18 protein-coding genes are annotated in these 22,900 nt (G+C 71.9%); 13 read left to right on the forward strand and 5 right to left on the reverse strand.

Going from position 1 to position 22,900, the window contains the following annotated elements; genetic code table 11:
* The first annotated feature begins 70 nt into the window (after nucleotides 1–70).
* From ACQBJO_RS12355 to ACQBJO_RS12375, 5 genes are read left to right on the forward strand one after another with little or no spacing between them, the layout of a single operon-like run.
* Nucleotides 71–2,035 carry a glycosyltransferase gene (locus ACQBJO_RS12355; RefSeq protein ID WP_421007537.1) on the forward strand — a complete coding sequence of 655 codons (1,965 nt, stop codon included), beginning with the start codon at nucleotides 71–73 and terminating at the stop codon, nucleotides 2,033–2,035.
* Nucleotides 2,032–3,351, forward strand: coding sequence for an O-antigen ligase family protein (locus tag ACQBJO_RS12360; protein WP_421007538.1), 1,320 nt, complete (start codon nucleotides 2,032–2,034; stop codon nucleotides 3,349–3,351). Before ACQBJO_RS12355 ends, ACQBJO_RS12360 begins: the two co-directional genes overlap by 4 nt.
* Nucleotides 3,348–4,490 carry a glycosyltransferase family 4 protein gene (locus ACQBJO_RS12365; RefSeq protein ID WP_421007539.1) on the forward strand — a complete coding sequence of 381 codons (1,143 nt, stop codon included), beginning with the start codon at nucleotides 3,348–3,350 and terminating at the stop codon, nucleotides 4,488–4,490. The genes ACQBJO_RS12360 and ACQBJO_RS12365 overlap by 4 nt, the downstream gene beginning before the upstream one ends.
* Nucleotides 4,487–7,543, forward strand: coding sequence for a glycosyltransferase (locus ACQBJO_RS12370; RefSeq protein WP_421007540.1), 3,057 nt, complete (start codon nucleotides 4,487–4,489; stop codon nucleotides 7,541–7,543). The genes ACQBJO_RS12365 and ACQBJO_RS12370 overlap by 4 nt, the downstream gene beginning before the upstream one ends.
* Nucleotides 7,540–7,821, forward strand: a complete 282-nt coding sequence (locus tag ACQBJO_RS12375) for a PqqD family protein (RefSeq protein ID WP_421007541.1) — start codon at nucleotides 7,540–7,542, stop codon at nucleotides 7,819–7,821. The genes ACQBJO_RS12370 and ACQBJO_RS12375 overlap by 4 nt, the downstream gene beginning before the upstream one ends.
* 28 nt (nucleotides 7,822–7,849) lie before the next feature.
* On the opposite strand, the gene ACQBJO_RS12380 is transcribed toward ACQBJO_RS12375, so the two are convergent.
* The gene (locus ACQBJO_RS12380; protein ID WP_421007542.1) at nucleotides 7,850–9,313 is read right to left on the reverse strand and encodes a sugar transferase; all 1,464 of its coding nucleotides are present in this window, start codon (nucleotides 9,311–9,313) and stop codon (nucleotides 7,850–7,852) included.
* A 516-nt stretch (nucleotides 9,314–9,829) separates the two neighbouring features.
* On the opposite strand from ACQBJO_RS12380, the gene ACQBJO_RS12385 reads away from it, so the two are divergent.
* The 8 genes from ACQBJO_RS12385 (at nucleotide 9,830) to ACQBJO_RS12420 (ending at nucleotide 18,798) form a co-directional block, all read left to right on the forward strand.
* Nucleotides 9,830–10,807 carry a glycosyltransferase gene (locus ACQBJO_RS12385; protein WP_255184115.1) on the forward strand — a complete coding sequence of 326 codons (978 nt, stop codon included), beginning with the start codon at nucleotides 9,830–9,832 and terminating at the stop codon, nucleotides 10,805–10,807.
* A gap of 88 nt (nucleotides 10,808–10,895) precedes the next feature.
* The gene (locus ACQBJO_RS12390; protein ID WP_421007544.1) at nucleotides 10,896–13,115 is read left to right on the forward strand and encodes an NADP-dependent isocitrate dehydrogenase; all 2,220 of its coding nucleotides are present in this window, start codon (nucleotides 10,896–10,898) and stop codon (nucleotides 13,113–13,115) included.
* Nucleotides 13,116–13,272: 157 nt separating this feature from the next.
* Nucleotides 13,273–14,016 carry an aquaporin Z gene (gene aqpZ / locus ACQBJO_RS12395; protein ID WP_421007545.1) on the forward strand — a complete coding sequence of 248 codons (744 nt, stop codon included), beginning with the start codon at nucleotides 13,273–13,275 and terminating at the stop codon, nucleotides 14,014–14,016.
* 40 nt (nucleotides 14,017–14,056) lie between these two features.
* Nucleotides 14,057–15,580, forward strand: coding sequence for a molybdopterin-dependent oxidoreductase (locus ACQBJO_RS12400; RefSeq protein WP_421007546.1), 1,524 nt, complete (start codon nucleotides 14,057–14,059; stop codon nucleotides 15,578–15,580).
* A 68-nt stretch (nucleotides 15,581–15,648) separates the two neighbouring features.
* The gene (locus ACQBJO_RS12405; protein ID WP_430407106.1) at nucleotides 15,649–16,305 is read left to right on the forward strand and encodes a fasciclin domain-containing protein; all 657 of its coding nucleotides are present in this window, start codon (nucleotides 15,649–15,651) and stop codon (nucleotides 16,303–16,305) included.
* A gap of 14 nt (nucleotides 16,306–16,319) precedes the next feature.
* A complete protein-coding gene (sigK, locus tag ACQBJO_RS12410) occupies nucleotides 16,320–16,943 on the forward strand; it encodes an ECF RNA polymerase sigma factor SigK (RefSeq protein WP_421007548.1) in 624 nt (207 codons plus the stop codon).
* Nucleotides 16,940–17,713, forward strand: coding sequence for an anti-sigma factor (locus ACQBJO_RS12415; protein WP_421007549.1), 774 nt, complete (start codon nucleotides 16,940–16,942; stop codon nucleotides 17,711–17,713). The genes sigK and ACQBJO_RS12415 overlap by 4 nt, the downstream gene beginning before the upstream one ends.
* An 89-nt stretch (nucleotides 17,714–17,802) precedes the next feature.
* Nucleotides 17,803–18,798 carry a malate dehydrogenase gene (locus ACQBJO_RS12420; protein ID WP_421007550.1) on the forward strand — a complete coding sequence of 332 codons (996 nt, stop codon included), beginning with the start codon at nucleotides 17,803–17,805 and terminating at the stop codon, nucleotides 18,796–18,798.
* Nucleotides 18,799–18,920: 122 nt separating this feature from the next.
* Here ACQBJO_RS12420 and ACQBJO_RS12425 read toward each other — a convergent pair whose 3' ends face one another.
* The 4 genes from ACQBJO_RS12425 to purH form a co-directional block, all read right to left on the reverse strand.
* Nucleotides 18,921–19,784, reverse strand: a complete 864-nt coding sequence (locus ACQBJO_RS12425; protein WP_430407107.1) for a hypothetical protein — start codon at nucleotides 19,782–19,784, stop codon at nucleotides 18,921–18,923.
* A gap of 309 nt (nucleotides 19,785–20,093) precedes the next feature.
* Complete coding sequence (locus ACQBJO_RS12430; protein WP_255184124.1) at nucleotides 20,094–20,402, reverse strand: DUF3017 domain-containing protein; 309 nt, start codon at nucleotides 20,400–20,402, stop codon at nucleotides 20,094–20,096.
* Nucleotides 20,399–21,244, reverse strand: a complete 846-nt coding sequence (locus tag ACQBJO_RS12435; protein ID WP_421007552.1) for a bifunctional methylenetetrahydrofolate dehydrogenase/methenyltetrahydrofolate cyclohydrolase — start codon at nucleotides 21,242–21,244, stop codon at nucleotides 20,399–20,401. The genes ACQBJO_RS12430 and ACQBJO_RS12435 overlap by 4 nt, the downstream gene beginning before the upstream one ends.
* 33 nt (nucleotides 21,245–21,277) lie before the next feature.
* Nucleotides 21,278–22,876, reverse strand: a complete 1,599-nt coding sequence (gene purH / locus ACQBJO_RS12440; protein ID WP_421007553.1) for a bifunctional phosphoribosylaminoimidazolecarboxamide formyltransferase/IMP cyclohydrolase — start codon at nucleotides 22,874–22,876, stop codon at nucleotides 21,278–21,280.
* Nucleotides 22,877–22,900: the final 24 nt, after the last annotated feature.

Here is a 22,900-nt window from a genome sequence, read left to right on the forward strand (position 1 = left end):
CGTACCCCCTCGGTGCGCCGAAGGTAAGGTCCGATGTGACGTCCCCCACCCGCTGCGAGGAGTGTATAAGGTGCGCGTCCTGCGGATCTCCCACAGCGGTGTCGTGGATGCCTGGCGCGAGCGCGAGCGGGTCGCGCGCCGCCTCGGCCACGAGGTCACGTCGGTCACGGCGCAGGTCTGGGACGAAGGGGGGCGCGACGTCCCCCTCGAGCCCCGTCCGGGCGAGGACGTCGTCGGTGTGCGCACCCTGGGCCGTCACCCCGCCCTCTTCGTCTACGCCCCCCTCCCCCTGTGGCGGCTGCTCGGGCAGGACTGGGACGTGCTCGACCTGCACGAGGAGCCCTTCGCCCTCGCCACGGCCGAGGTCCTGCTGCTGCGGGCCGTGAGGCGGTCACGCGCGCCCTACTGCCTCTACTCGGCGCAGAACATCGACAAGCGCTACCCGATCCCCTTCCGCTGGCTGGAGCGCTGGTCGCTGCGCCACGCCGCCGCGGTGAGCGCCTGCAACTCGCAGGCGGCCGAGATCGTCACCCGCAAGGGGCTCGGCGGTCGTGCCGTCGTCATCGGCCTGGGCATCGACCCCGAGGCCTTCTCCCCCGGACCGGTGCGGCCCCCTTCGCCCACCGGAACCGTCCGGGTCGGCTACGCCGGGCGGCTCGCGGCCCACAAGGGCGTCGACGTGCTGCTCGAGGCTGCCGCTGCCGACGCGCGGCTGCACGTGGCGATCGCGGGCGCGGGCCCTCAGGAGGAGGACCTGCGCCGACGGGCGGCGGCCCCCGACCTCGCGGGCCGCGTCGAGCTGCTCGGTCCGGTCGACAAGGCGGCCCTGCCCGACTTCTACCGCGGGCTCGACGTCCTCGCGGTGCCCTCGCTGACGACCCCGGGCTGGATCGAGCAGTTCGGCCGGGTGGTCGTCGAGGCGATGGCCTGCGGCACGCCGGTCGTCGCCAGCGACAGCGGCGCCCTGCCCGACGTGGTGCGCGGCGCCGGCCTGCTCGTCCCGCCCGGCGACCCGGCGGCCCTGGCCGAGGCCCTCGGACGTGCTGGCACCGACCCCGACCTGTCGGCCACAATGCGCTCGGAGGGGATCGCGCGTGCGCGCGAGTTCGACTGGGACGTGATCGGCGGGGACTACGTGGAGCTGTACGAGGAGATGGCGGCGCGCGGTCCTGACGCGCCCACCGGCCCCCCGGAGGTCGTCGTCGTCGCCTACCACCGGCCCGATCTGGTGCGCGAGAGCCTCACCCAGATCGCGCACCTGCCCGTCACGGTCGTCGACAACTCCTCCGACCCCGAGGTGCGCGCGGTCTGCGAGGACCTCGGCGTGCGCTACCTCGACCCGGGCCGCAACGGTGGCTTCGCAGCCGGCGTCAACCACGCCCTCGCTGACCGTGCCGCGCCCGGGGCCGACGTGCTCCTGCTCAACCCCGACGCGGTGATCGGCGAGACCGGCATCCGCGAGCTGCACACCGCCCTTCGCGCCGACCCGCGGCTGGCCAGTGTCGGCCCGCGACAGGTCGACGGCGAGGGTCGCCCCGGCCGCGTCGCTTGGCCCTTCCCGACCCCGTGGGGCGCGGTCGTCGAGGCCGTCGGTCTAGGCCGGCTCCGGCGGGCCGAGGACTTCGTCATCGGGTCCGTCCTGCTCCTGCGGGCCGAGGCACTGGAGCAGGTCGGTGGCCTCGACGAGTCCTTCTTCCTCTACGCCGAGGAGACCGACTGGGCGAGACGTGCCGCCGACCTCGGGTGGCGCCACGCGCTCGTGCCCACCGTCACCGCCCAGCACCTCGGCGGCGCCACGAGCTCCGACTCGACGCTGCGCGAGACCTACTTCCACGCCTCGCAGGAGCGCTACCACCGCAAGCACTTCGGTGCGTCCGGCTGGGCGGTCACGCGCGCGGCGGTCATCGTCGGCTCGGCCATCCGCTGGCTCGTGCTGCGTAGCCAGCGGGGCCACGACGCCAAGGCGCGGCTCGTGCGCTACGTGCGCGGCCCCCTTCGCCTGGAGCAGTCCGTCCGCCGAGAGCGTGCGTCGTGACCTCCGTACCGGGTCGCCTCGGACGTGGCCTGCCGGTCGTGCTCCTCTACGCAGCGCTGGCGGCCCTTGCCCTCCTCGTCGGAGCGGCGGCCGTGCGCCAGCCCGTGCCCGCCCTGGTCGTCGCCGTCGCCGTGCTCGCCATCGGGCTCAGCGCCCTCCGCCCGATGGTGATCCCGCTGCTGGCCCTGCCCACGCTGCTGGTGGTGGCGCGGCTCGACCTGGGCGGGGTCGACGTGTCCGTGTCCGACGCCGCCCTGGCCGCCGCGGTCCTGCCCGCCGCTCTCCTCGGGGTTCGCCCCTACTCCCCGTCGATGCGCAACCTCATGTGGTTGACCGTGGTCTACCAGGCCAGCACCCTCTTCACGGTCATCGCCAACGCCTACGCCGCCAATCTCGTCGAGTGGGTGCACGCCTGGTTCCTCACCGGCGGAGCCCTCGTCGTCGGATGGGGTGTGGGGCGCGCAGGGTGGGCTCGAACCGCCATGGCGCTCGTCGCGACCGTCGCCAGCCTGATCGGCCTGGCGGTCGTCGTCCAGTTCGTCATCAACGTCGGGCAGGGGTCCTTCGAGGCCGTCTACGTGCAGTGGCCCTACCCCATGCACAAGAACTTCACGGGCACGACCCTCGGCATCGTCGCAGCCGTGGCCTTCGCCGCTCCCCCTTGGCTCATCCCGCGGCGGGCCATCGCCACGGCTCTCTTCTGGTGGTGCACCCTCGCGGTGCTGCTCAGCCAGTCCGGTCAGGCCATCATCGCCCTGGCCGTCGCGGTCGGTGTCATCGTCGTGAGCTCCGGCCAGGCACGACGTCGATCGAAGCTGATCCTGCTCGCCGCAGTGCCCGCGGTCTGGGTCGTCATCTCGCTCGCGCGCAGCGAGCTGGCAAGCGGCAACGTCCACAACTCGACGAGCCAGCGGCTCACCTGGTTTGCGGAGTCCTGGGACCTGTGGTTGAGCAGCCCCATCACGGGCATAGGTCTGCGCTGGTGGTACACCGACCGCGCCGCCGAGCGGTTCCAACCGCCCAATGCCGAGCTGGAGGTCCTCACCTCGGCGGGCCTGCTCGGTCTCGCCGGCTTCATCGTCCTCATGGTCGGGACCCTCGTCATCCTCTGGCGCGTGGAGCCGCTCTACGGCACCGTCGCCTTCGTCGCGGTCCTCAGCCGCTTCGTCCAGGGCCAGTTCGACCTCTTCTGGGTGGCCGTCCAGATCTCCCTCGCCTTCGCCGTCGTCGGGATCTGCCTGGGTGCCAAGGCGTCGGCGGACGCGGAATCCGCCCCACGCGGATCTCTCGTGGGAGAGGACGCACCGGCCGCATGAAGACCATCATCCAGATCGCTCCTGTCATCGAGGAGGGCAGCGGAGTCGCTGCCGTGGCAGCCAACCTCGAGCGGGAGTGGCAGCAGCTCGGCATCGCCACCGAGCGCTTCACGATGACCGAGGCGCACGGGGGCTGGATCCCGACCCCGGAGGGCGGGCTCGCAGCCAAGGTCGCCCACATCGTGCACGTCGTCTGGTTTTCCCTCGTCGGCGCGCTCATGGCCCGCCGAGCGCTCGCCGGCCGCGAGGACGTCGTCACCATCTGCCACAACGACGCGCTCGTGGGCGATGTCTACGTCAACCACGGCATCGTCCACGCGGCCATGGAGGCTCGCGGAGCGAGGTGGTGGCGCACAGTGCGCAACCCGGTCCACCTCTTCACCGGCGCGCGCGACACCCTCCGTTACGGCAGTCGCCACATCCACGCAGCCGTGGTCAACCTCGTCGCTGCCGACGATCGCGACCTGCGCCGGTTCTACCCTCGCGTCATCCCGCCGACCACCATCATCGGCAACGGAGTCGACACCGACCGCTTCACTCCCGCGAACCCCGACGCCAGGGCTCGCGCACGAGCCGACATGGGCCTGACCGACGACGACCTGGCGATCGTCTTCATCGGCCACGAGTACGAGCGCAAGGGCCTGCCCGCACTCCTCGACGCGGTCGCCGCTGGGCCCGATCACTGGCACCTCGTCGTCGTCGGTGGCACGCCCGACATGGTGCGCCGGCTGCGCGACTCGCAGCACGGGCGGGCCCTGGGGCCACGGCTGCACACCGTGGGATCGACACCCGACCCGAGACCGCATCTGGCCGCCGGAGACGTCCTGGCCTTCCCGAGCGCCTACGAGTCCTACGGGCTCGTCGTCCTCGAGGCGCTGGCCTGCGGGCTGCCCGTCGTGGCCACGGCCACGGGGTGCGTCCCGGACGTCGTCACGTCGGGTGTCAACGGCTTCGTCGTCGAGGCCGACCCACGCTCCATCCGCTCGGCGCTGCACGACGCAGACACCGCCGACCGGACGGCGATGTCGCGGGCCGCCCGCAGCACCGCCCTGGAGCACACGTGGAGCGATGTCGCGCGGGCATACCTCGAGCTCTTCGACCGGGTGCGCCCCGTCCCCGAGGGGTGGGCGCCACGATGAGGGTCGTCCACGCCATCAGGTCCGATGGTTTCGCCGGCGTCGAGACGCATGTCGCCAGGCTGGCCGCCGCCCAGCGAGACGAGGGGCACCACGTAGCGGTCATCGGGGGCGACCCGAACCTGATGGCCCGCGCCGTGGACCGGCAGGACATCCCTCTCCTGCCGGCACGGACGACGCTCGAGGTCATGCGCCACCTGCGCCGCCTCGTCTCCGGCGTCGGCCCGACGATCATCCACACGCACATGACCGCCGCCGAGGCTGCTGCCGTCCTGAGCTGGCCAGTGACGCGCGACGTGCCGATCGTGACCACCCGCCACTTCGCCGCCACGCGCGGGAACACCGTGGCCGGGAGGATCGCCAGCCATGCGATCGCGCATCGCGTGGCGGCACAGATCGCTGTGAGCGAGTACATCTCCGCGGTGGTCGATGGTGACTCGACGGTCATCCTCCCTGGGATTCCCGACCGATCGATGCCCCTCCCTCCCTCACAGCGTGACCGAGTGGTGCTCGTCGCCCAGCGCCTCGAGGCGGAGAAGGCCACAGAGGTGGCGCTGTCCGCCTTCGCACAGTCCGGTCTCTCCTCGCGAGGGTGGAGGCTTCTCATCGCTGGCGAGGGATCGCTGCGGGACGCGCTGTCGGCGACGTCCGCGCGCCTGGACATCCAGTCATCTGTCGACCTCCTCGGGCGGCGGAACGACGTCGACGCACTCATGGCGAGGTCCGGCCTCTTCCTGGCCACGGCCACGTCCGAGCCGATGGGGCTGTCGGTGGTCGAGGCCATGGCCAGCGGACTGCCCGTCGTGGCGAGCGCGGCTGGTGGTCATCTCGAGAGCGTCGGCGGGGCGGACGGCGCCGCGCTCTTCGCGCCGGGAGATGCGCGGACCGCCGGCGAGCTCCTGGCACAGCTTGCCGACGACCCCGAGCTGCGTGACACCTATGGGAGCGCGCTCCGGGCAAGACAACGCGAGACCTTCTCGATCACCGCCCAGGTGAGCGCCACCGACGAGGTCTACCGCCACGCTCTCGCCGCCCGCTCCGGGGCCGCGCGAGAGGCCGACCCCACAGGTCGCCACCTCGTCGTCATCTCCCTCGAGCCGTGGGACCGGGTGTGGCGGCGCAACCAGCACCTGGTCCATGGCCTCCTGCAGCAGGACCCCGACCTGCGTGTCCTCTTCGTCGAGCCCGGCCGGGACCCGCTGCACACGGCTCGTCTCGGTGGCCGCCCGGCACCGGGTCGCGGCCTGCGTCGTGGACCTCACCTGCCCGGCATCGATCCCGACGCGCTGTGGCTCCTCGAGCCGACCAAGCTGCTCCCCCGCCGCGTCGACCCCGGGCAGGACGACCGGTGGGCACGTCAGGTCGCCGACACGGCACGACAGCTCGGCATGCCCGCGCCCACGCTCTGGGTCAACGACCCCCGTGGCGCACTCGTCATGGATCGGACCGGGTGGCCGACCCTCTACGACATCACCGACGACTGGCTGCTCGCCGACCGTGACGCCGCGACGTCGGCGCGGCTGGCCGCCCAGGAAGCCGCACTCATGGAGGGCGCCCGCGAGGTCGTCGTCTGCTCCACGGGCTTGGTCACCTCGAAGTCCGCCCAGCGCGAGGTCACCCTCGTGCCCAATGCGGTCGACCTCGCCGCGACCACCCGGCCGACCGCCCGCCCCGACGACCTCCCCGCCGGCCCGGTCGCGCTCTACCTCGGCACGCTCCACTCCGACCGTCTCGACGTCGCCCTCTGCGAGGGCACCGCCCGGGCCCTCGAGGGCACCGGGCACCTCGTGCTCGTCGGACCCGACGCCCTGACCAGCGACGAGGGCGACCGACTCGACGCTGCCGGAGTCGTGCGCCTGGGCGCCAAGGACCGCCGCGTGGTGCCCGCCTACCTCCAGCACGCCGACGTGCTCGTCGTGCCGCACGTCGTCGACGGATTCACCGACAGCCTCGACCCGATCAAGCTCTACGAGTACCGCGCCGTCGGCCGACCCGTCGTGAGCACCCCGGTCGCAGGGTTCCGCGAGGCCGCTGGGGAGCGCTGCCGGGTCGTCCCTGCCGAGGCCTTCGCCGCTGAGGTCGCTCGCTGGCTGCCGGCGAGCGACTCCTTCCCCCACCGCGCCGATCCCGATGTGCCGACGTGGGCGGACCGGGTGAACGAGATGGCTGACGTCATCGGCCGCGTCTCCGGCCACGACGAAGCAGGGCAGGCCCAGATCCCGATCGACATCCGCACGCTCTTCGGTCATGCCGCCATCCAGCGGGTCGCCGACCTGCACCACCTCGACGTGCTCCACATCAAGGGCGACGCACTCGACCCAGCACTCACCCACCCCGACCGGCTCGCCACCGACGCCGACGTGCTCGTGCGCCCCGACCACGTCGACGCGCTGGTGGCGGCCTGCATCGCGGCCGGCTACCGGGCCGAGGGACGCTTTTCGACGAGCTCCCCCTTCGAGCACTCGCAGACCCTGTGGCACGAGCAGTGGGGCTATCTCGACGTGCATCGTCACTACCCCGGCATCGGACTGCCGCCGGGCAAGGCCTTCGACCACCTGTGGGCCGAGCGCGGGTCGCACACGCTGGCCGCGGTGGAGTGCCCGGTTCCCTCCCTCGCCGCCCAGGCCGCGGTGCTCGTCATGCACGCCGGCCGCAACCCCCACGGGGGTCAGGTCGCTGCCGACGTCGAGCACGTCTGGCACCGGGTGGACGCGGCGCGTCAGCGGGAGATCCTCGACGAGGTCGACCGGCTGCACGCCCAGATCGCCTTCGCCGCGGGGACCGGCGACCTCGACGCGCTGCCGCCCTCTGCGGAAAAGGAGCTCTGGCGAGCCGTCACCCACCACGGCCGCCTGCGTGAGTGGCGTGCCCGCATCGCTGCTGCGCCCAGTCGGCGCCAGCGCCTCCAGCTGCTGCTGCGTGCGCCTCTGGTCAACACCGACCACCTCGCCAAGCAGCTGGGTCACCGCCCCTCCCGCCGAGAGGTCGCCGTGGCCTTCGTCGATCGGTCGCGCCGGGGTCTCGTCGAGATGTGGCGACGGGGAGGTGCCCAGTGATCGCCGGGGTCGACTACGCCGTGAGCCCGGGCATCGCCTGGACCGAGGCACGCGACGTGTGGGGGCTGCCCGTGGTCTACGTCGCGCCCGTACCGGCCGGACCGATCTCGGTGCTGCCGGACATGTCGGCACTCATCTGGCTGGCCGTCGCCGAGGGCGCACCCGACGTCGTCGGCGAGGTCGCCCACGTCACCTCGCACCCGCAGGAGGAGGTGCGCGACGACATCGAGGCCTTCGTCGCGGAGCTCGTCGAGCGCGGCCTGGTCCGCCGGATCTGAGGTCCACCAGCACGGTCCCGCCGGGTCCTCAGTAGGCCCCGTCCTTGGAGATCACCGCGTGGAGGGTGCGCCACAGGATGATGAGGTCCTGCGCCACCGACCAGTTCTCCACGTAGTAGAGGTCGAAGCGCACCGACTCCTCCCACGTGAGGTCGCTGCGGCCGTTGATCTGCCACAGGCCGGTCATGCCCGGCTTGACGAGCAGGCGGCGACCGACGTCGCCCTCGTAGCGGGCGACCTCCGAGGGCAGCGGCGGGCGGGGGCCGACGAGGCTCATCTTGCCGGCGAGCACGTCGAAGAGCTGCGGCAGCTCGTCGATCGAGTAGCGGCGGATGAAGCGGCCGATCGACGTGATCCGGGGGTCGTCCTGGCGCTTGAAGAGCACTCCGCGGTCGATCTCGGCGGCGGTGCGCTGCCGCACGTCCTCGAGGCGCTGCTCGGCGTCGACCGTCATCGAGCGAAACTTCGTCATCCGGAAGGTCTCGCCGTGCAGGCCGACCCGCTCCTGCCGGAAGAAGACCGGGCCGCCGTCGGACAGCTTGACCAGGACCGCGACGACGAGCAGCAGGGGCGAGAAGAGGAGCATCAGCAGCAGGGCACCGATCCAGTCGATCGTCGACTTGAGCACCAGCCGCGGGCCGGAGAAGGTCGGCGCCTCGACGTGCAGCAGCGGCAGACCGGCGACCGGGCGGGTGAGCACGCGCGGACCGGCGATCTCGGTGAGCCCCGGCGAGACGACGAGCTCGATGCCACTGCCCTCGAGCGCCCACCCGAGACGCCGCAGGCCACCGGTGCCCAGGGCGTGCGCATCGGCGCAGGCGACGACGTCGACCCCGAGCTCGATGGCGACGCGCGCCCCCTCGCGCTCGGTGCCGAGCACCGGGACCTCGGCGACCTCGTCAGCGCTCGACCCGGTGCACACGCCGATGACGCGGTAGCCGGCCTCGGGCACGCTGGCGAAGCTGTCGACGAGATGACGCACCGTCGCGACGTCACCGACGACGAGGACGTCGTGACTGAGGTCGCCCTGGACCCGGCGGTGCCCCAGCCAGGTGCGCCAGACCCTGCGGGACACCCAGAGCCCGATGATCCCTGCCGGCAGGGCGAGCAGGATGTAGCCGCGCGCCACCTGGACCTGGAGGGCGAAGGCGAGCATCGCGACGAGGGCGAAGACCTGCAGCGAGGCCGTCGTGACGAGGCGGTACTCGGCCGCCCCGTGCCCGAGGATGTGCACGTCGTAGGCACCGTGGAAGCGCAGCGCCAGCCACCAGAGCGCGACGAGCGCGAGGCTGAACCACGTGTAGCTGATCGAGAAGCTGTCAGCGCTCGCCGCGACGTCCGGGCGACCATCGACACCGAAACGCACCACCTGGGCCCCGAAGGTCGCCCACATGATGACGAGCAGGTCGCTGACCGCGAGGAGGATCTGCAGCGGCCGCAGGGCCGCCCGACCAGCGCCGACGTCCGTGGTCAGACGCGCCAGGCCGGCCACCTCAACCCCGCGGGTGGGTCAGGGACGCGGCGACCGGACCATCGGCCAGTCGGATCGCCTCGGCCATCCGTCCCCGGGACACACTCCCTTCGACGGGTCGCCGCCTCAGCTCCTCGAGCCGGGCGGACGGATCGGTGGTGCGCGGCTGCTGCACGGCGTGCCGCCGCGAATGGCGCAGGGCCGCTGCGCTCACCCCGTAGGCCACGACCGGTATCGATGCCCACCCCAGCAACATGAAGGTCTCCACGTGCACTGACTCGCCTCCCCAGCGAAGTGTCGAGGGGCGGTGGTTCCGCCCCGGGATCGTGGGCCTCCCCGGCCACGATCTCGAAAAGGGACATTACCGTTCACTTACCATTCTTGCCATACCTTGACCAAAATCCTTTTTCGTGGCCGCGGTCACGTGCCGCAGATCGTGCGTCGGGGCGCTCGCACGCGTCGACCCGGTGCCGCCAGACCCCCTTCGGATTTGAGATGCTGCGACCACCAGCAGCGACGGCGTCGGAGGCTCAGACCATGAAGGTGATCGTGCAGATCCCCTGCCTCGACGAGGAGACGACCCTCCCGCTCGTCCTCGCCACGATCCCGACGCAGATCCCCGGCGTCGACGTCATCGAGACGCTGGTCATCGACGACGGGTCCAGCGATCGCACGTCGGAGATCGCCCGCGAGCTCGGTGTCACCCACGTCATCCGGCACAGCCGCCCTCTGGGCCTGGCCCGCTCCTTCCGCGACGGTGCCGACTTCGCGCTGCGCCACGACGCCGACATCCTCGTCAACACCGACGGCGACAACCAGTACCCGCAGGAGCGGATCGGCGACCTCGTCGCGCCGATCCTCGCGGGGCGGGCCGACATCGTCGTCGCCGACCGGCAGACGGCGACGATCGCCCATTTCTCCCCCTTCAAGCGCCGGATGCAGGCCTTCGGCTCGGCCGTGGTCAACCGGGCCGCGAGCACCGATCTGCCCGACGCCGCGAGTGGCTTCCGTGCCTACTCCGCCGCCTCGCTCATGCGGCTGAACATCGTCACCGAGTTCAGCTACTGCATGGAGACGATCATCCAGGCCGGCCACAAGCGCCTGGCGATCGAGTCGATCCCCGTCGTGACCAATGCCAAGACCCGCGAGTCCCGCCTCTTCTCGAGCATCTGGCAGCACATGGCCAAGTCGGCGTCGGCGATCATCCGCTCCTTCATCATGTTCAAGCCGCACGCCTTCTTCGGCCTGGTCGGCGCCGTGCTCATGGTCCTGGGGCTCATCCCCTTCGTCCGCTTCCTCGTCCTCGCGGCGATGGGCGACTCGGCCGGCCACATCCAGTCCCTGATCTTCGGCACGGCACTGCTCGTCGGCGCCCTCTTCTCCTTCGCCCTGCTGATCATCGCCGACCTCCAGCGGACCAACCGGGTCCTGCTCGAGGAGACGATCGAGCAGCTGCGCCTCGTCCGCTTCGGCCCACCTCGGATCCCACCGGTCCACGACGACGAAGGGAGGTGACCCCCCTTCGTCGGACCGAAGACCGGGACCGGCCGCGCCCGTGGGAGGATCTGGGGAGACCCACCCCACACCCCACGGAGGGACACACATGACCGCGAAGATCGTCTGGACCAAGATCGACGAGGCGCCGGCACTCGCCACCTACTCGCTGCTCCCGATCGTCCAGGGCTTCACCTCGGGCACCGGTGTGGAGCTGGAGACGAGCGACATCTCGCTCGCCGGCCGCATCCTCGCCCAGTTCCCCGACCGGCTGACCGACGAGCAGCGCGTCGCCGACAACCTCGCCGGTCTCGGCCAGCTGGCCACGACGCCCGAGGCCAACATCATCAAGCTGCCCAACATCTCGGCCTCCGTGCCGCAGCTCAAGGCGGCCATCGCCGAGCTGCAGGGTCAGGGCTACGACCTGCCGGACTACCCGGACAACCCGAGCACCGACGGGGAGCAGCAGGTCGCCGCGGCCTACGCCAACGTCCTCGGCTCCGCGGTCAACCCCGTCCTGCGTGAGGGCAACTCCGACCGCCGCGCCCCGCTCGCGGTCAAGAACTTCACGAAGAAGCACCCGCACAAGCTCGGCCCGTGGACCGCCGACAACAAGGCCCGCGTCGCCTCGATGAGCGAGGGCGACTTCTACGGCAACGAGAAGTCCATCGTCTCCCCCGCCGACGACACCCTGAAGATCACGCTGACGGCGCAGGACGGCACCGAGACCGTCCTCAAGGACTCCGTCCCGGTGACGAAGGGGGAGATCGTCGACGCGACCTTCATGTCGGCCACGGCGCTGCGCGCCTTCTACGACGCGCAGATCGAGGCGGCCAAGGCCGAGGGGCTGCTCCTGTCGCTGCACCTCAAGGCGACGATGATGAAGGTCTCCGACCCGATCCTCTTCGGCCACGGCGTCGCCGCCTGGCTCGGCGACCTCGTCGAGAAGCACGCCGAGTCCTTCCGCGAGGCCGACGTCGACCTGCGCTACGGCCTGGCCTCGCTCTACACCCAGCTCGACACGCTGCCGGCCGAGACCCGCGACGCGATCCGCGCCGACATCGACGCCCTCGCGCAGCAGCGCCCCGCGCTGGCCATGGTCGACTCCGACAAGGGCATCACCAACCTCCACGTCCCGAGCGACGTCATCATCGACGCCTCGATGCCGGTCGTCATCCGCGACTCCGGTCAGATGTGGAATGCCGAGGGTGGCCAGCAGGAGACCCTCGCGATGATCCCCGACCGCTCCTACGGCCCGATGTACGCCGCCGTCTTCGAGGAGCACAAGCGCAACGGCGCCCTCGACCCGGCGACGATCGGCACCGTGCCCAACGTCGGCCTCATGGCGCAGAAGGCGGAGGAGTACGGCTCGCACCCGACGACCTTCGAGATCCCCACGGCCGGCACCGTCACCGTGACCACCTCGGCCGGCGAGGTCGTCCTCGAGCACACCGTCGAGCAGGGCGACATCTGGCGGATGAGCCGGGTCAAGGACATCCCCGTCCAGGACTGGGTCAAGCTGGCCGTCACCCGCGCCCGCGCGACCGGAGCCCCGGCCGTCTTCTTCCTCGACGAGGCCCGCGCCCACGACGCGCAGGTCATCGCCAAGGTCAAGGAGTACCTGCCGCAGCACGACACCGAGGGCCTCGAGATCAAGATCCTCGCGCCCGTCGACGCCGTGACCTTCTGCCTCGAGCAGATCCGCGCCGGCAAGGACGCCATCTCGGTCACGGGCAACGTCCTGCGTGACTACCTCACCGACCTCTTCCCGATTCTCGAGCTGGGCACGAGCGCCAAGATGCTCTCGATCGTCCCGCTGCTCGCGGGCGGCGGTCTCTTCGAGACCGGTGCCGGCGGCTCGGCGCCCAAGCACGTGCAGCAGTTCGTCAAGGAGGACTACCTGCGCTGGGACTCCCTCGGTGAGTTCTCCGCGCTGGGCGCCTCCCTCGAGCACCTCGCCACGCACTTCGACAACCCCAAGGCGCAGGTCCTCGCGGACACCCTCGACACGGCGATCGCCACCTTCCTCGAGGAGAACAAGAGCCCGGCCCGCAAGCTCGGCTCGATCGACAACCGCGGCAGCCACTTCTACCTCGCCCTCTACTGGGCGCAGGCGCTGGCGGCCCAGGACTCCGACGCGGAGCTCAAGGAGCGCTTCACCCAGGTCGCTGCCGACCTCGGCGACAACGAGGCGAAGATCAACGAGGAGCTCATCGGCGCGCAGGGCTCGCCCGTCGACCTCGGTGGCTACTACAAGCCGGACGCCGACAAGGCCTCGGCCGCGATGCGCCCGAGCGCGACGCTCAACGCGATCATCGACGCGCTCTGACCGAGCCCGTCCCCACGAAGGGGGGAGGCCGCACCGACACCGGTGCGGCCTCCCCCCTTCGTCGTGCTGAGCCGACTCGTCATGCGCACGTGACCTGCACTCCCTAGGCTCGTCGGGACGGCCACAGGGGCCGTCACCGACGTCAGGAGCACTGGCCATGCAGCACTCACTCGTCCACCGACTCGGCGCCGAATTCCTCGGCACCTTCTGGCTCGTCCTCGGGGGCTGCGGCTCCGCGATCTTCGCCGCCCAGCACGTCGTCGACGGCAAGGACTCCGGGCTGGGCATCGGCTTCGTCGGTGTCGCCCTCGCCTTCGGCCTGACCGTGCTGACGATGGCCTACGCCGTCGGGCACGTCTCCGGTGGCCACTTCAACCCCGCGGTGACCATCGGTCTGGCGACCGGACGGCGCTTCGACTGGAAGGACGTGCCGGCCTACGTCATCACACAGGTCGTCGCCGGCCTGGTCGCCGGTGGCGTCCTCTACGCCATCGCGAGCGGCAAGGACGGCTTCGACGCCGGCGCCGGCTTCGCGGCCAACGGCTACGGCGCCCACTCCCCCGGCGGCTACACCCTCGCCGCCGTCCTCATCGCCGAGGTCGTGCTCACCGCCTTCTTCCTCTACATCATCCTCGGGGCCACGGACGACCGCGCGCCCGTGGGCTTCGCGCCGATCGCCATCGGTCTCGGGCTGACCCTCATCCACCTGATCTCGATCCCGATCAGCAACACCTCGGTCAACCCCGCCCGCTCGACGGCCGTCGCCTTCTTCCAGGACGGCGCCGCGGGGCAGCTGTGGGCCTTCTGGGTCGCACCGATCGTCGGGGCCGCGATCGCCGGCGCGACCTATGCCGTCATCACCGGCGTCAACCGCGCCGACGTCGACGTCGAGGGCGTCTGACCGGACCATCCGCCGCAGGCGGCGGCACCGAACCCCCTCCATGAGCTCTCGGTCAGCCCTCCCCGCCGCCTGCGGAGTCCTCGCGGCCTGCCTCGGCACGGCGGCCGCCCACCTCGTCGCGGCCCTGACGTCGCCGGCCTCGTCGCCGGTGCTCGCCGTCGGCAGCCAGGTCGTCGACGCGACCCCGACGCCCGTCAAGGAGTGGGCGGTCGGCACCTTCGGCACCGCGGACAAGCCGATCCTCATCGGCTCGGTCGCGGTCGTCGCGCTGCTGCTCGCGGCCGTCGCGGGAGCGGTCCGGCCGCGCTCCCGCCTCGTCTCCACCCTGCTGCTCCTGCTGCTCACCGGGCTCGCCGGCGCCGCGGCCGCGCTCCGGCCCAGCGCCGACCCCCTCGCCTGGCTGCCCGCCGTCGTGGCTGCCGTGGTCGGCGTGCTCACCCTCGACCTGCTCGTCGCGCGGGTGCTGCCCTCCGGCTCCGCCCACGCCGACCCCGCGCAGCCGACCCGCCGCCGGGTCGTCGCCCTCGGCGGCACCGGCGCGGCGGCCCTGCTCATCGGCGGGTCCGGCCAGGCCCTCATCGGTCGCTCCACGCCCCCGACCCTGACCCTGCCCGAGCCGGCCCGGCCCCTGCCACCCCTGCCGAAGGGGGTCGAGGTCGGCACGGCGGGGATCTCCCCCTTCGTCACCCCCAATGCCGACTTCTACCGGATCGACACCGCGCTGCTCGCCCCGCGCGTCGACCCCGGCGAGTGGTCGCTGACGATCGACGGCGACGTGCCGCGCGAGGTCACCCTCGACATCGACGAGCTGCTCGCGACGCCCATGGTCGAGCGCGACATCACGCTCAACTGCGTCTCCAACGAGGTCGGCGGCCCCTACATCGGCACCGCCCGGTGGCTCGGGGTGCCCACCCGCGAGCTGCTCGCCCGCGCCGGTATCGACCGCGACCCGAGGGATCCCGACCTGCAGGTGCTGTCGACGTCGACCGACGGCATGACGATCTCCACCCCGCTGTCCGCGCTGCTCGACGGCCGCGACGCGCTCGTCGCCGTCGGCATGAACGGTGCTCCCCTGCCCCGTGAGCACGGCTTCCCGGCTCGCCTCGTCACCCCGGGGCTCTACGGCTTCGTCGGCGCCACGAAGTGGCTCACCCGCATGACCGTCACCCGCTACGACGCGGCGAGCGCCTACTGGACCGACCGCGACTGGGCGACCGACGGCCGGGTGCGCACCCAGGCGCGGATCGACACCCCCCGAGCCCTGCGCCGCATCGGCCCCGGGCGCACCGTCATCGGCGGCGTGGCCTGGGCGCAGCGACGGGGCATCTCGCGCGTCGAGGTGCGCATCGACGACGGCGACTGGCAGCGCGCCACCCTCGGCACCGAGGCCGACGTCGACTGCTGGCGCCAGTGGTTCCTGCCGTGGGACGCCACCCCCGGTCGGCACGACCTCACCGTGCGCGCCACCGACGGCACCGGCGAGGTGCAGACCCGTCAGGAGGCCACCCCCTTCCCCGCGGGCGCCACCGGCTGGCACTCGATCGCCGTGACCGTGACGGACTGACCCATCCGCACGCCCGACGGCTCCGAATCCCTTGTCGCACAGCCACCCACGATGACCGGAGGCACGACATGTCCCGCATGACCACGACCCGCACCGTCGCCCTGCTCGCCGCAGCCGCGCTCCCCTTCGCCCTGACCGCCTGCGGTGACGACGGCTCGGACGCCGGGGGCTCGGCCTCCTCGTCCACGAGCTCGGAGTCGATGGGGTCCGACGACTCGATGTCCTCGTCCACCGACTCCATGGAGGCGGACGCTCCCTTCGGCGAGGGCTGCGAATCCGTGCCCACCGACGGCAAGGGCTCCTTCGACGGCATGTCGACCGACCCCGTCGCCACGGCCGCGAGCAACAACCCGCTGCTCAAGACCCTCGTCAAGGCCGTGACCGAGGCCGATCTGGCCAAGACCCTCAACTCGGCCGAGGACATCACCGTCTTCGCCCCGACCGACGACGCCTTCGCCGCGATGGACCAGGCCACCCTCGACAAGGCGATGGGCGACCCCAAGGGCCTGCTGACGACCGTGCTCACCCACCACGTCGTCGAGGGCCGCCTGACCCCCGAGGACCTCGCCGGCACCCACGAGACGCTCGCCGGCGACAAGCTCACCGTCAAGGGCTCGGGCGAGGACTTCACCGTCGGCAAGGCATCGGTGATCTGCGGCAACGTCCAGACCGCCAATGCCACGGTCTACATCGTCGACTCGGTGCTCCTGCCGACGGCGAAGTGACCTGACGCGTCATCATGGACCTCGTGCCCCCTCCTCGTGAGCAGGATCCCCCGGACGCCCCCACGGGCGCCCGCGGGGAGTCCGGCCGCGGGGGCGACCAGCTCGCCCACCGCCTCAAGCAGGTGGCGAAGGGGGACGAGGCCGCCTTCGCCGCCGTCTACGACGAGACGGCACCGCGCCTGCACGGTCTCGTGCTGCGGGTCCTGCGCAACCCGGCGCAGTCCGAGGAGGTCACCCAGGAGGTCTTCCTCGAGGTGTGGCGCCGGGCGAGCCACTTCGACCCGCAGCGCGGGTCGGCGATCGGCTGGCTGCTCACCATGGCCCACCGACGCGCGGTCGACCGGGTGCGCTCGAGCCAGGCGTCCGTCGTGCGCGACGACGGGTGGCACGCCCGCTCGCGGGAGGTCGACTTCGACACCACGGCGGAGCACGCGACCGCCCGCATCGAGGCCGCCCGGGTGCGGGCGGCCCTCGAGGGCCTGACCGAGGTCCAGCGCGAGGCCGTGAGCCTGGCCTACCTCGGCGGCTACACCCACACCGAGGTCGCCGGTCTCCTCGACTTGCCCCTCGGCACCGCCAAGACACGTATCCGCGACGGACTCATCCGTCTGAGGGACCAGCTGGGAGTGACCCCATGAGCGACGACCTGCACAGCCTCTCCGGGGCCTACGTCCTCGACGCCCTCGACGACGGCGAGCGCGCCGACTTCGAGGAGCACCTCGCCCGCTGCGCGACCTGCCGCGACGAGGTCGACTCCTTCGGCGCGGTCCCGCCCCTGCTCGCCGAGACCGTCGCCGTCACGCCGCCGCCCGCGCTGCGGGCCGAGGTGCTGCGGCAGGCGGCGCAGACCCGGCAGGACCCCCCGCCGGTGGCAGACGAGCGGCAGGACCCCGGCCGGCGGCACGACGACCGACAGGACGACGAGCGGACGCACTCCGGCCGTGCCGACGAGGCGCGGGTGCTCCCCCTTCGTCAGCGGGCGAGGCGACGCTGGGTCGCCCTGGCCGCGGCCGCCGCCCTCGTCGTCGGCGGCGGGGTCACCTGGCAGGTCGTCGACCGGGCCACGACGAGCATCTCCGAGGAGGTCATGGCCGCCCCCGACGCCCACGGCGAGCAGGTGACCGCCACCGACGGCGGCACCGTGCGGGTCGTGCGCTCGGAGCGGATGGGCAAGGCGGTGCTGCAGGTGACCGGCCTGGCCGACCCCGGCAGCGGACGCGCCTACCAGGCCTGGCTGCAGGACGCGTCGGGCGAGATGACCTCCGCCGGGATGGTCCCGGGCACCGACGGCGAGATGCTCCTCGAGGGCGACGTCGCCACCGCGAAGGGGGTCGGCCTGAGCATCGAGCCCGCCGACGGGTCGCGGCAGCCGACGACGGACCCGGTGGCGCTCGTCGAGCTGGGCTGACGGACACCGCTGACACCGGGTGACCGCCTCGGAGTAGGGTCGATCCCGTACTTGCTCCCCAACCACCGCACGAAGGGGTACGACTTCTCGTGAGCACCACTCCCGTCAAGGTCGCTGTCACCGGCGCCGCCGGCCAGATCGGCTACAGCCTTCTCTTCCGCATCGCCAGCGGGTCGCTCTTCGGCCCGGACACCCCGGTCGAGCTGCGTCTGCTCGAGATCACCCCGGCCCTCAAGGCCCTCGAGGGCGTCGTCATGGAGCTCGACGACTGCGCCTTCCCGACGCTCGCCGGCGTGGAGATCGGCGACGACGCCGAAAAGGTCTTCGACGGTGTCAACCACGCGCTCCTCGTCGGCGCCCGCCCCCGCGGCCCGGGCATGGAGCGCGGTGACCTCCTCGAGGCCAACGGCGGCATCTTCGCCCCGCAGGGCGCGGCGCTCAACAAGGTCGCGGCCGACGACGTCCACGTGACGATCACCGGCAACCCGGCCAACACCAACGCCCTCATCGCGATGAACAACGCGCCCGACATCCCGCGCGAGCGCTTCAGCGCCCTGACGCGTCTGGACCACAACCGCGCCATCAGCCAGCTGTCGGCCAAGCTCGACGTGCCGGTCACCGAGATCAAGAAGATGACGATCTGGGGCAACCACTCGGCGACCCAGTACCCCGACCTCTTCCACGCCGAGGTCTCCGGCAAGAACGCCGCCGAGGCCGTGGGCGACCAGGAGTGGCTGGAGAGCACCTTCATCCCGACCGTCGCCAAGCGTGGCGCCGCGATCATCGAGGCGCGTGGCGCCTCCTCCGCCGCCTCCGCCGCGTCGGCCACCGTCGACCACGCCCGCGACTGGGCCCTCGGCACCCCCGAGGGTGACTGGGTGTCGATGTCGGTCTGCTCCGACGGTTCCTACGGTGTCCCCGAGGGCCTCATCTCCTCCTTCCCCGTCACCGTCAAGGACGGCGCGTGGGAGATCGTCCAGGGCCTCGAGATCGACGACTTCTCGCGCGCCAAGATCGACGCCTCGGTCGCCGAGCTCGCCGAGGAGCGCGACGCCGTCACCAAGCTCGGCCTCATCAAGGGCTGACGCCAGCACCCGCTCGGTGTCGATGTATCAGGGTGAGTCCTGACGCACCCTGATACATCGACCCAGAGCACGAAGGGGGCCCGCCGCACCAGATGGTGCGACGGGTCCCCTTCGTGCTGTCGTCAGTGGCGACGGGCGGCGTTGCGCAGACCCACCGTCACGACGGCGCCACCGGCACCGAGGAGGGCGGCGACTCCGAGGCCGGCCAGCAGGTTGTTGCCACCGTCGGCACCGAGGCCGTCGGTCTGGACGACGCCCGGGGTCGACGGGCCGCCGGGCTCGTCGACCGGCGGCACCGGGGTGTCGCTCGTCGACGTCACCGTCGGCTCGGTCGGCTCGGTCGGCTCGGTCGGCTCGGTCGGCTCGGTCGGCTCGGTCGGCTCGGTCGGCTCAGTCGGCTCAGTGGGCTCGGTCGGCTCGGTCGGCTCAGTCGGCTCGGTCGGCTCAGTCGGCTCGGTCGGCTCAGTCGGCTCAGTCGGCTCAGTCGGCTCAGTCGGCTCGGTCGGCTCAGTCGGCTCGGTCGGCTCAGTCGGCTCGGTCGGCTCAGTGGGCTCGGTCGGCTCCGTGGGCTCGGTCGGCTCAGTGGGCTCGGTCGGCTCGGTGGGCGCCTCGCACTGCGACGCCTCAACCGTGCCCATCGGCTTGCCGTCGGCGTCGACCTCCCAGTTGTCGTTCCAGTTCTGACCCGGGAAGGTGTGGTCGCCGTCCTTGTCGGTGTACGTGAAGGGCGGGATGACATCGGCGGCGTGGCCGTTGTCGTAGTACTCGTGGTTCTTGAAGTCCCAGTTGGCGTGGCCACGCATGACCCCGGTCTCCGACGGGGAGATGACGACGAAGCCGTTGCCGTTGTCGTCGGGGGTGCCCGTGGCGTGGCAGATGGTCGTGTGCTCGGCAGGTGCCGCCGAGGCGGCCGAGACGACGAAGAAGCTGCCTCCCAGGGCCAGGCCGGCGGCCAGGCCCGCCGAGGCGGCGGTGCGGGTGCTCATATGTGCAGACATGCGTTCCCTCCCCGTGGCGTGGTCACCACGTGCGGCGAGGGCGGCCCCCACCGCGCACACGTGCTCCTGCGGGGCGGTGGGGGCCGCCCTGTCCCAGAACCCCCCTTGGGAACCGGTTCCCCGACCTACAAGAACTTACTGTTCCGTGACCCTGCGCACACCAGACGCTGACGAAGTGGCAGGGAATTGCCGGTTCGCTGCCGGTCGGCTCCGGCCAACACCCCGGCGGGACACAGGTCGGCGGCCGCCCCGGATGGGGACGGCCGCCGGACGAAGGGGGCCCCGCGCCCCCGAGGATCAGCGCGCGGTGAGGTCGAGGGTGAAGCCCGAGACGAGCACCGCGGCGCCCAGGACGACGAGGGTGATGACGTCGACGAGCGGCCCGCGCACGGCGATGCCCCCCATGGTCGAACCGCGGACGGTCAGGCGCAGCGCGGCCGCGAGCAGCAGGCTCCCCCCGAGGCAGAGGGTCGCCCTCAGCACGTGGTCGGTCGCGAGGAAGAGCATCGCGACGGCGACCCCGGCCGCCACGACCCACCACGCGGCGAGCGCGGGGACGTCGAGGGGCGGCCTGGCCGGGACCGTCGGCTGCTCGGGCTCGCTCATCGCAGCTGCTGCTCCGCGGCCTCGACGACATTGGTCAGCAGCATCGCGCGGGTCATCGGGCCGACGCCCCCGGGGTTGGGGCTGATCCACCCGGCGACCTCGGCGACGTCGTCGGCCACGTCTCCGGCGATCTTGCCGTCGACCCGGCTGACGCCCACGTCGAGGACCGCGGCGCCGGGCTTGACCATGTCGGCCGTGATGATGCCCGGCACACCGGCCGCGGCGACGACGATGTCGGCCTGCCGCACCTCGGCTGCGAGGTCACGCGTGCCCGTGTGGCAGGAGACGACCGTGGCATTCTCGCTGCGGCGGGTGAGGATCAGGCTGAGCGGGCGCCCGACGGTGATCCCGCGCCCGACGACCGCGACGCGCGCCCCCGCGATCGGCACGTCGTGGCGACGCAGCAGCTCGATGCAGCCCATCGGCGTGCACGGCAGCGGGGCCGGCTTGCCGAGCACGAGCCACCCGAGGTTGGTCGGGTGCAGCCCGTCGACGTCCTTGGCCGGGTCGACCGCCGAGAGGATCGCATTTTCATCCAGGCCGGTCGGCTGCTGCACGAGGAAGCCGGTGCACGCCGGGTCGTCGTTGAGGCCACGCACGACGTCGAGGACCTCCTCGAGCGTCGAGGTCCCGGGCAGGTCCCGCCGGATGCTCGTGATGCCGATCTCGGCGCAGTCCTTGTGCTTCGCGGCGACGTACCAGGAGCTCCCCGGGTCGTCGCCGACGAGCACGGTGCCCAGGCCCGGCGTGATGCCCTGCTCCTTGAGGGCCGCCACGCGAGCGGCCAGCTCCTGCTTGATCGACGCGAGCGCCGCCTTGCCGTCGAGGATCTGTGCGGTCATGAGGTCATCCTTCCGTCTCGTCGGCCGGGCCGGTCAGTGGGCGAAGTGGCGGGTGCCGGTGAAGTACATCGTGATGCCGGCGGCCTGCGCCGCGGCGACGACCTCGTCGTCGCGCACCGACCCACCAGGGGCGACGACGGCGCTGACGCCGGCGTCGAGCAGCACCTGCAGCCCGTCGGCGAAGGGGAAGAAGGCGTCCGAGGCCGCGACGGCCCCCTTCGCCCGCTCCTCGCCGGCCCGGCTCACCGCGAGGTGGCAGGAGTCGACGCGGTTGACCTGGCCCATGCCGATGCCGACCGAGCCCTGGTCCTTGGCCAGGAGGATCGCATTGGACTTCGTCGCGCGGACCGCGCGCCAGGCGAAGGCGAGGTCGGCGAGGGTTGCCTCGTCGGCCGCCTCACCCGTCACGAGCGCCCAGGCGCTCGGGTCGTCGCCGTGGCCCTGGGTGGGCTTGTCGTCCCCCTTCGCCTCGACCACGCCGTCGATGGCATCGCGCTGCTGCACGAGCAGGCCACCGGAGACCGGCCGGGTCTCGACGCCGCCCGGGGCGGGCGTCGCGGCCTTGAGCAGGCGACGGTTCTTCTTCTCGCGGAGGATCTCGAGGGCGTCGGCGTCGAAGTCGGGCGCGACGACGACTTCGGAGAAGGTGTCGTTGAGGGCGCGGGCCATGGCCGCGGTCACCGGACGGTTGGTCGCGACGATGCCGCCGTAGGCGGAGACGGGGTCGCAGGCGTGGGCGCGCTCGTAGGCGACCTCGATGCTCTCCCCCACCGCGATGCCGCACGGGTTGGCGTGCTTGATGATCGCGACGGTCGGCTGGTCGCCGTGGTCGTGGGCGGCGCGCAGCGCGGCGTCACCGTCGATGTAGTTGTTGTACGACATCTCCTTGCCGTGCAGCTGCTCCGCACCGGCGATGCCGCTGCCGGCCTCGGTGACGTAGAGCGCGGCCGACTGGTGCGGGTTCTCGCCGTAGCGCAGGCCCGACTTCTTGACATAGGTGCCGCCGACCCAGCCGGGGAAGGGCGTCTCATCGCTCGGGCTGACCACCGAGCCCATCCACGAGGCGACGGCCACGTCGTAGGTCGCCGTGTGGACGAAGGCATCGGTCGCCAGGCGCTGACGCTGCGCGAGGGTGAAGCCGCCACCGCGCACCGACTCGAGGACGTCGCCGTAGGTCGAGGGGTCGGTGACGATGGCGACGGAGGCGTGGTTCTTCGCCGCGGCGCGCACCATCGTCGGGCCGCCGATGTCGATCTTCTCGATGCAGTCCTGGATGCCGGCACCGGAGGCGACGGTGTCGGCGAAGGGGTAGAGGTTGACGACGACGAGGTCGAAGGGGGCGACCTCCAGCTCCTCGAGCTGGCGCACGTGGTCGGGCAGGCGGGTGTCGGCGAGGATGCCGGCGTGGACGCGCGGGTGCAGCGTCTTGACCCGGCCGTCGAGGCACTCGGGGAAGCCGGTGAGGTCCTCGACCTTGGTCACGGGCAGGCCGAGACCGGCGATCGTCGCGGCGGAGCCGCCGGTGGAGACGAGCTCGACACCCGCGTCGGCGAGACCACGGACGAGGTCCTCCAGGCCGGTCTTGTCGTAGACGGAGACGAGGGCACGGCGGACGGGACGACGGTCTGACACAGGTACTCCTGGAGATCTGCTGCG

The organism is Janibacter zhangyanbonis (assembly GCF_050507325.1).
Taxonomy (GTDB): Bacteria; Actinomycetota; Actinomycetes; order Actinomycetales; family Dermatophilaceae; genus Janibacter.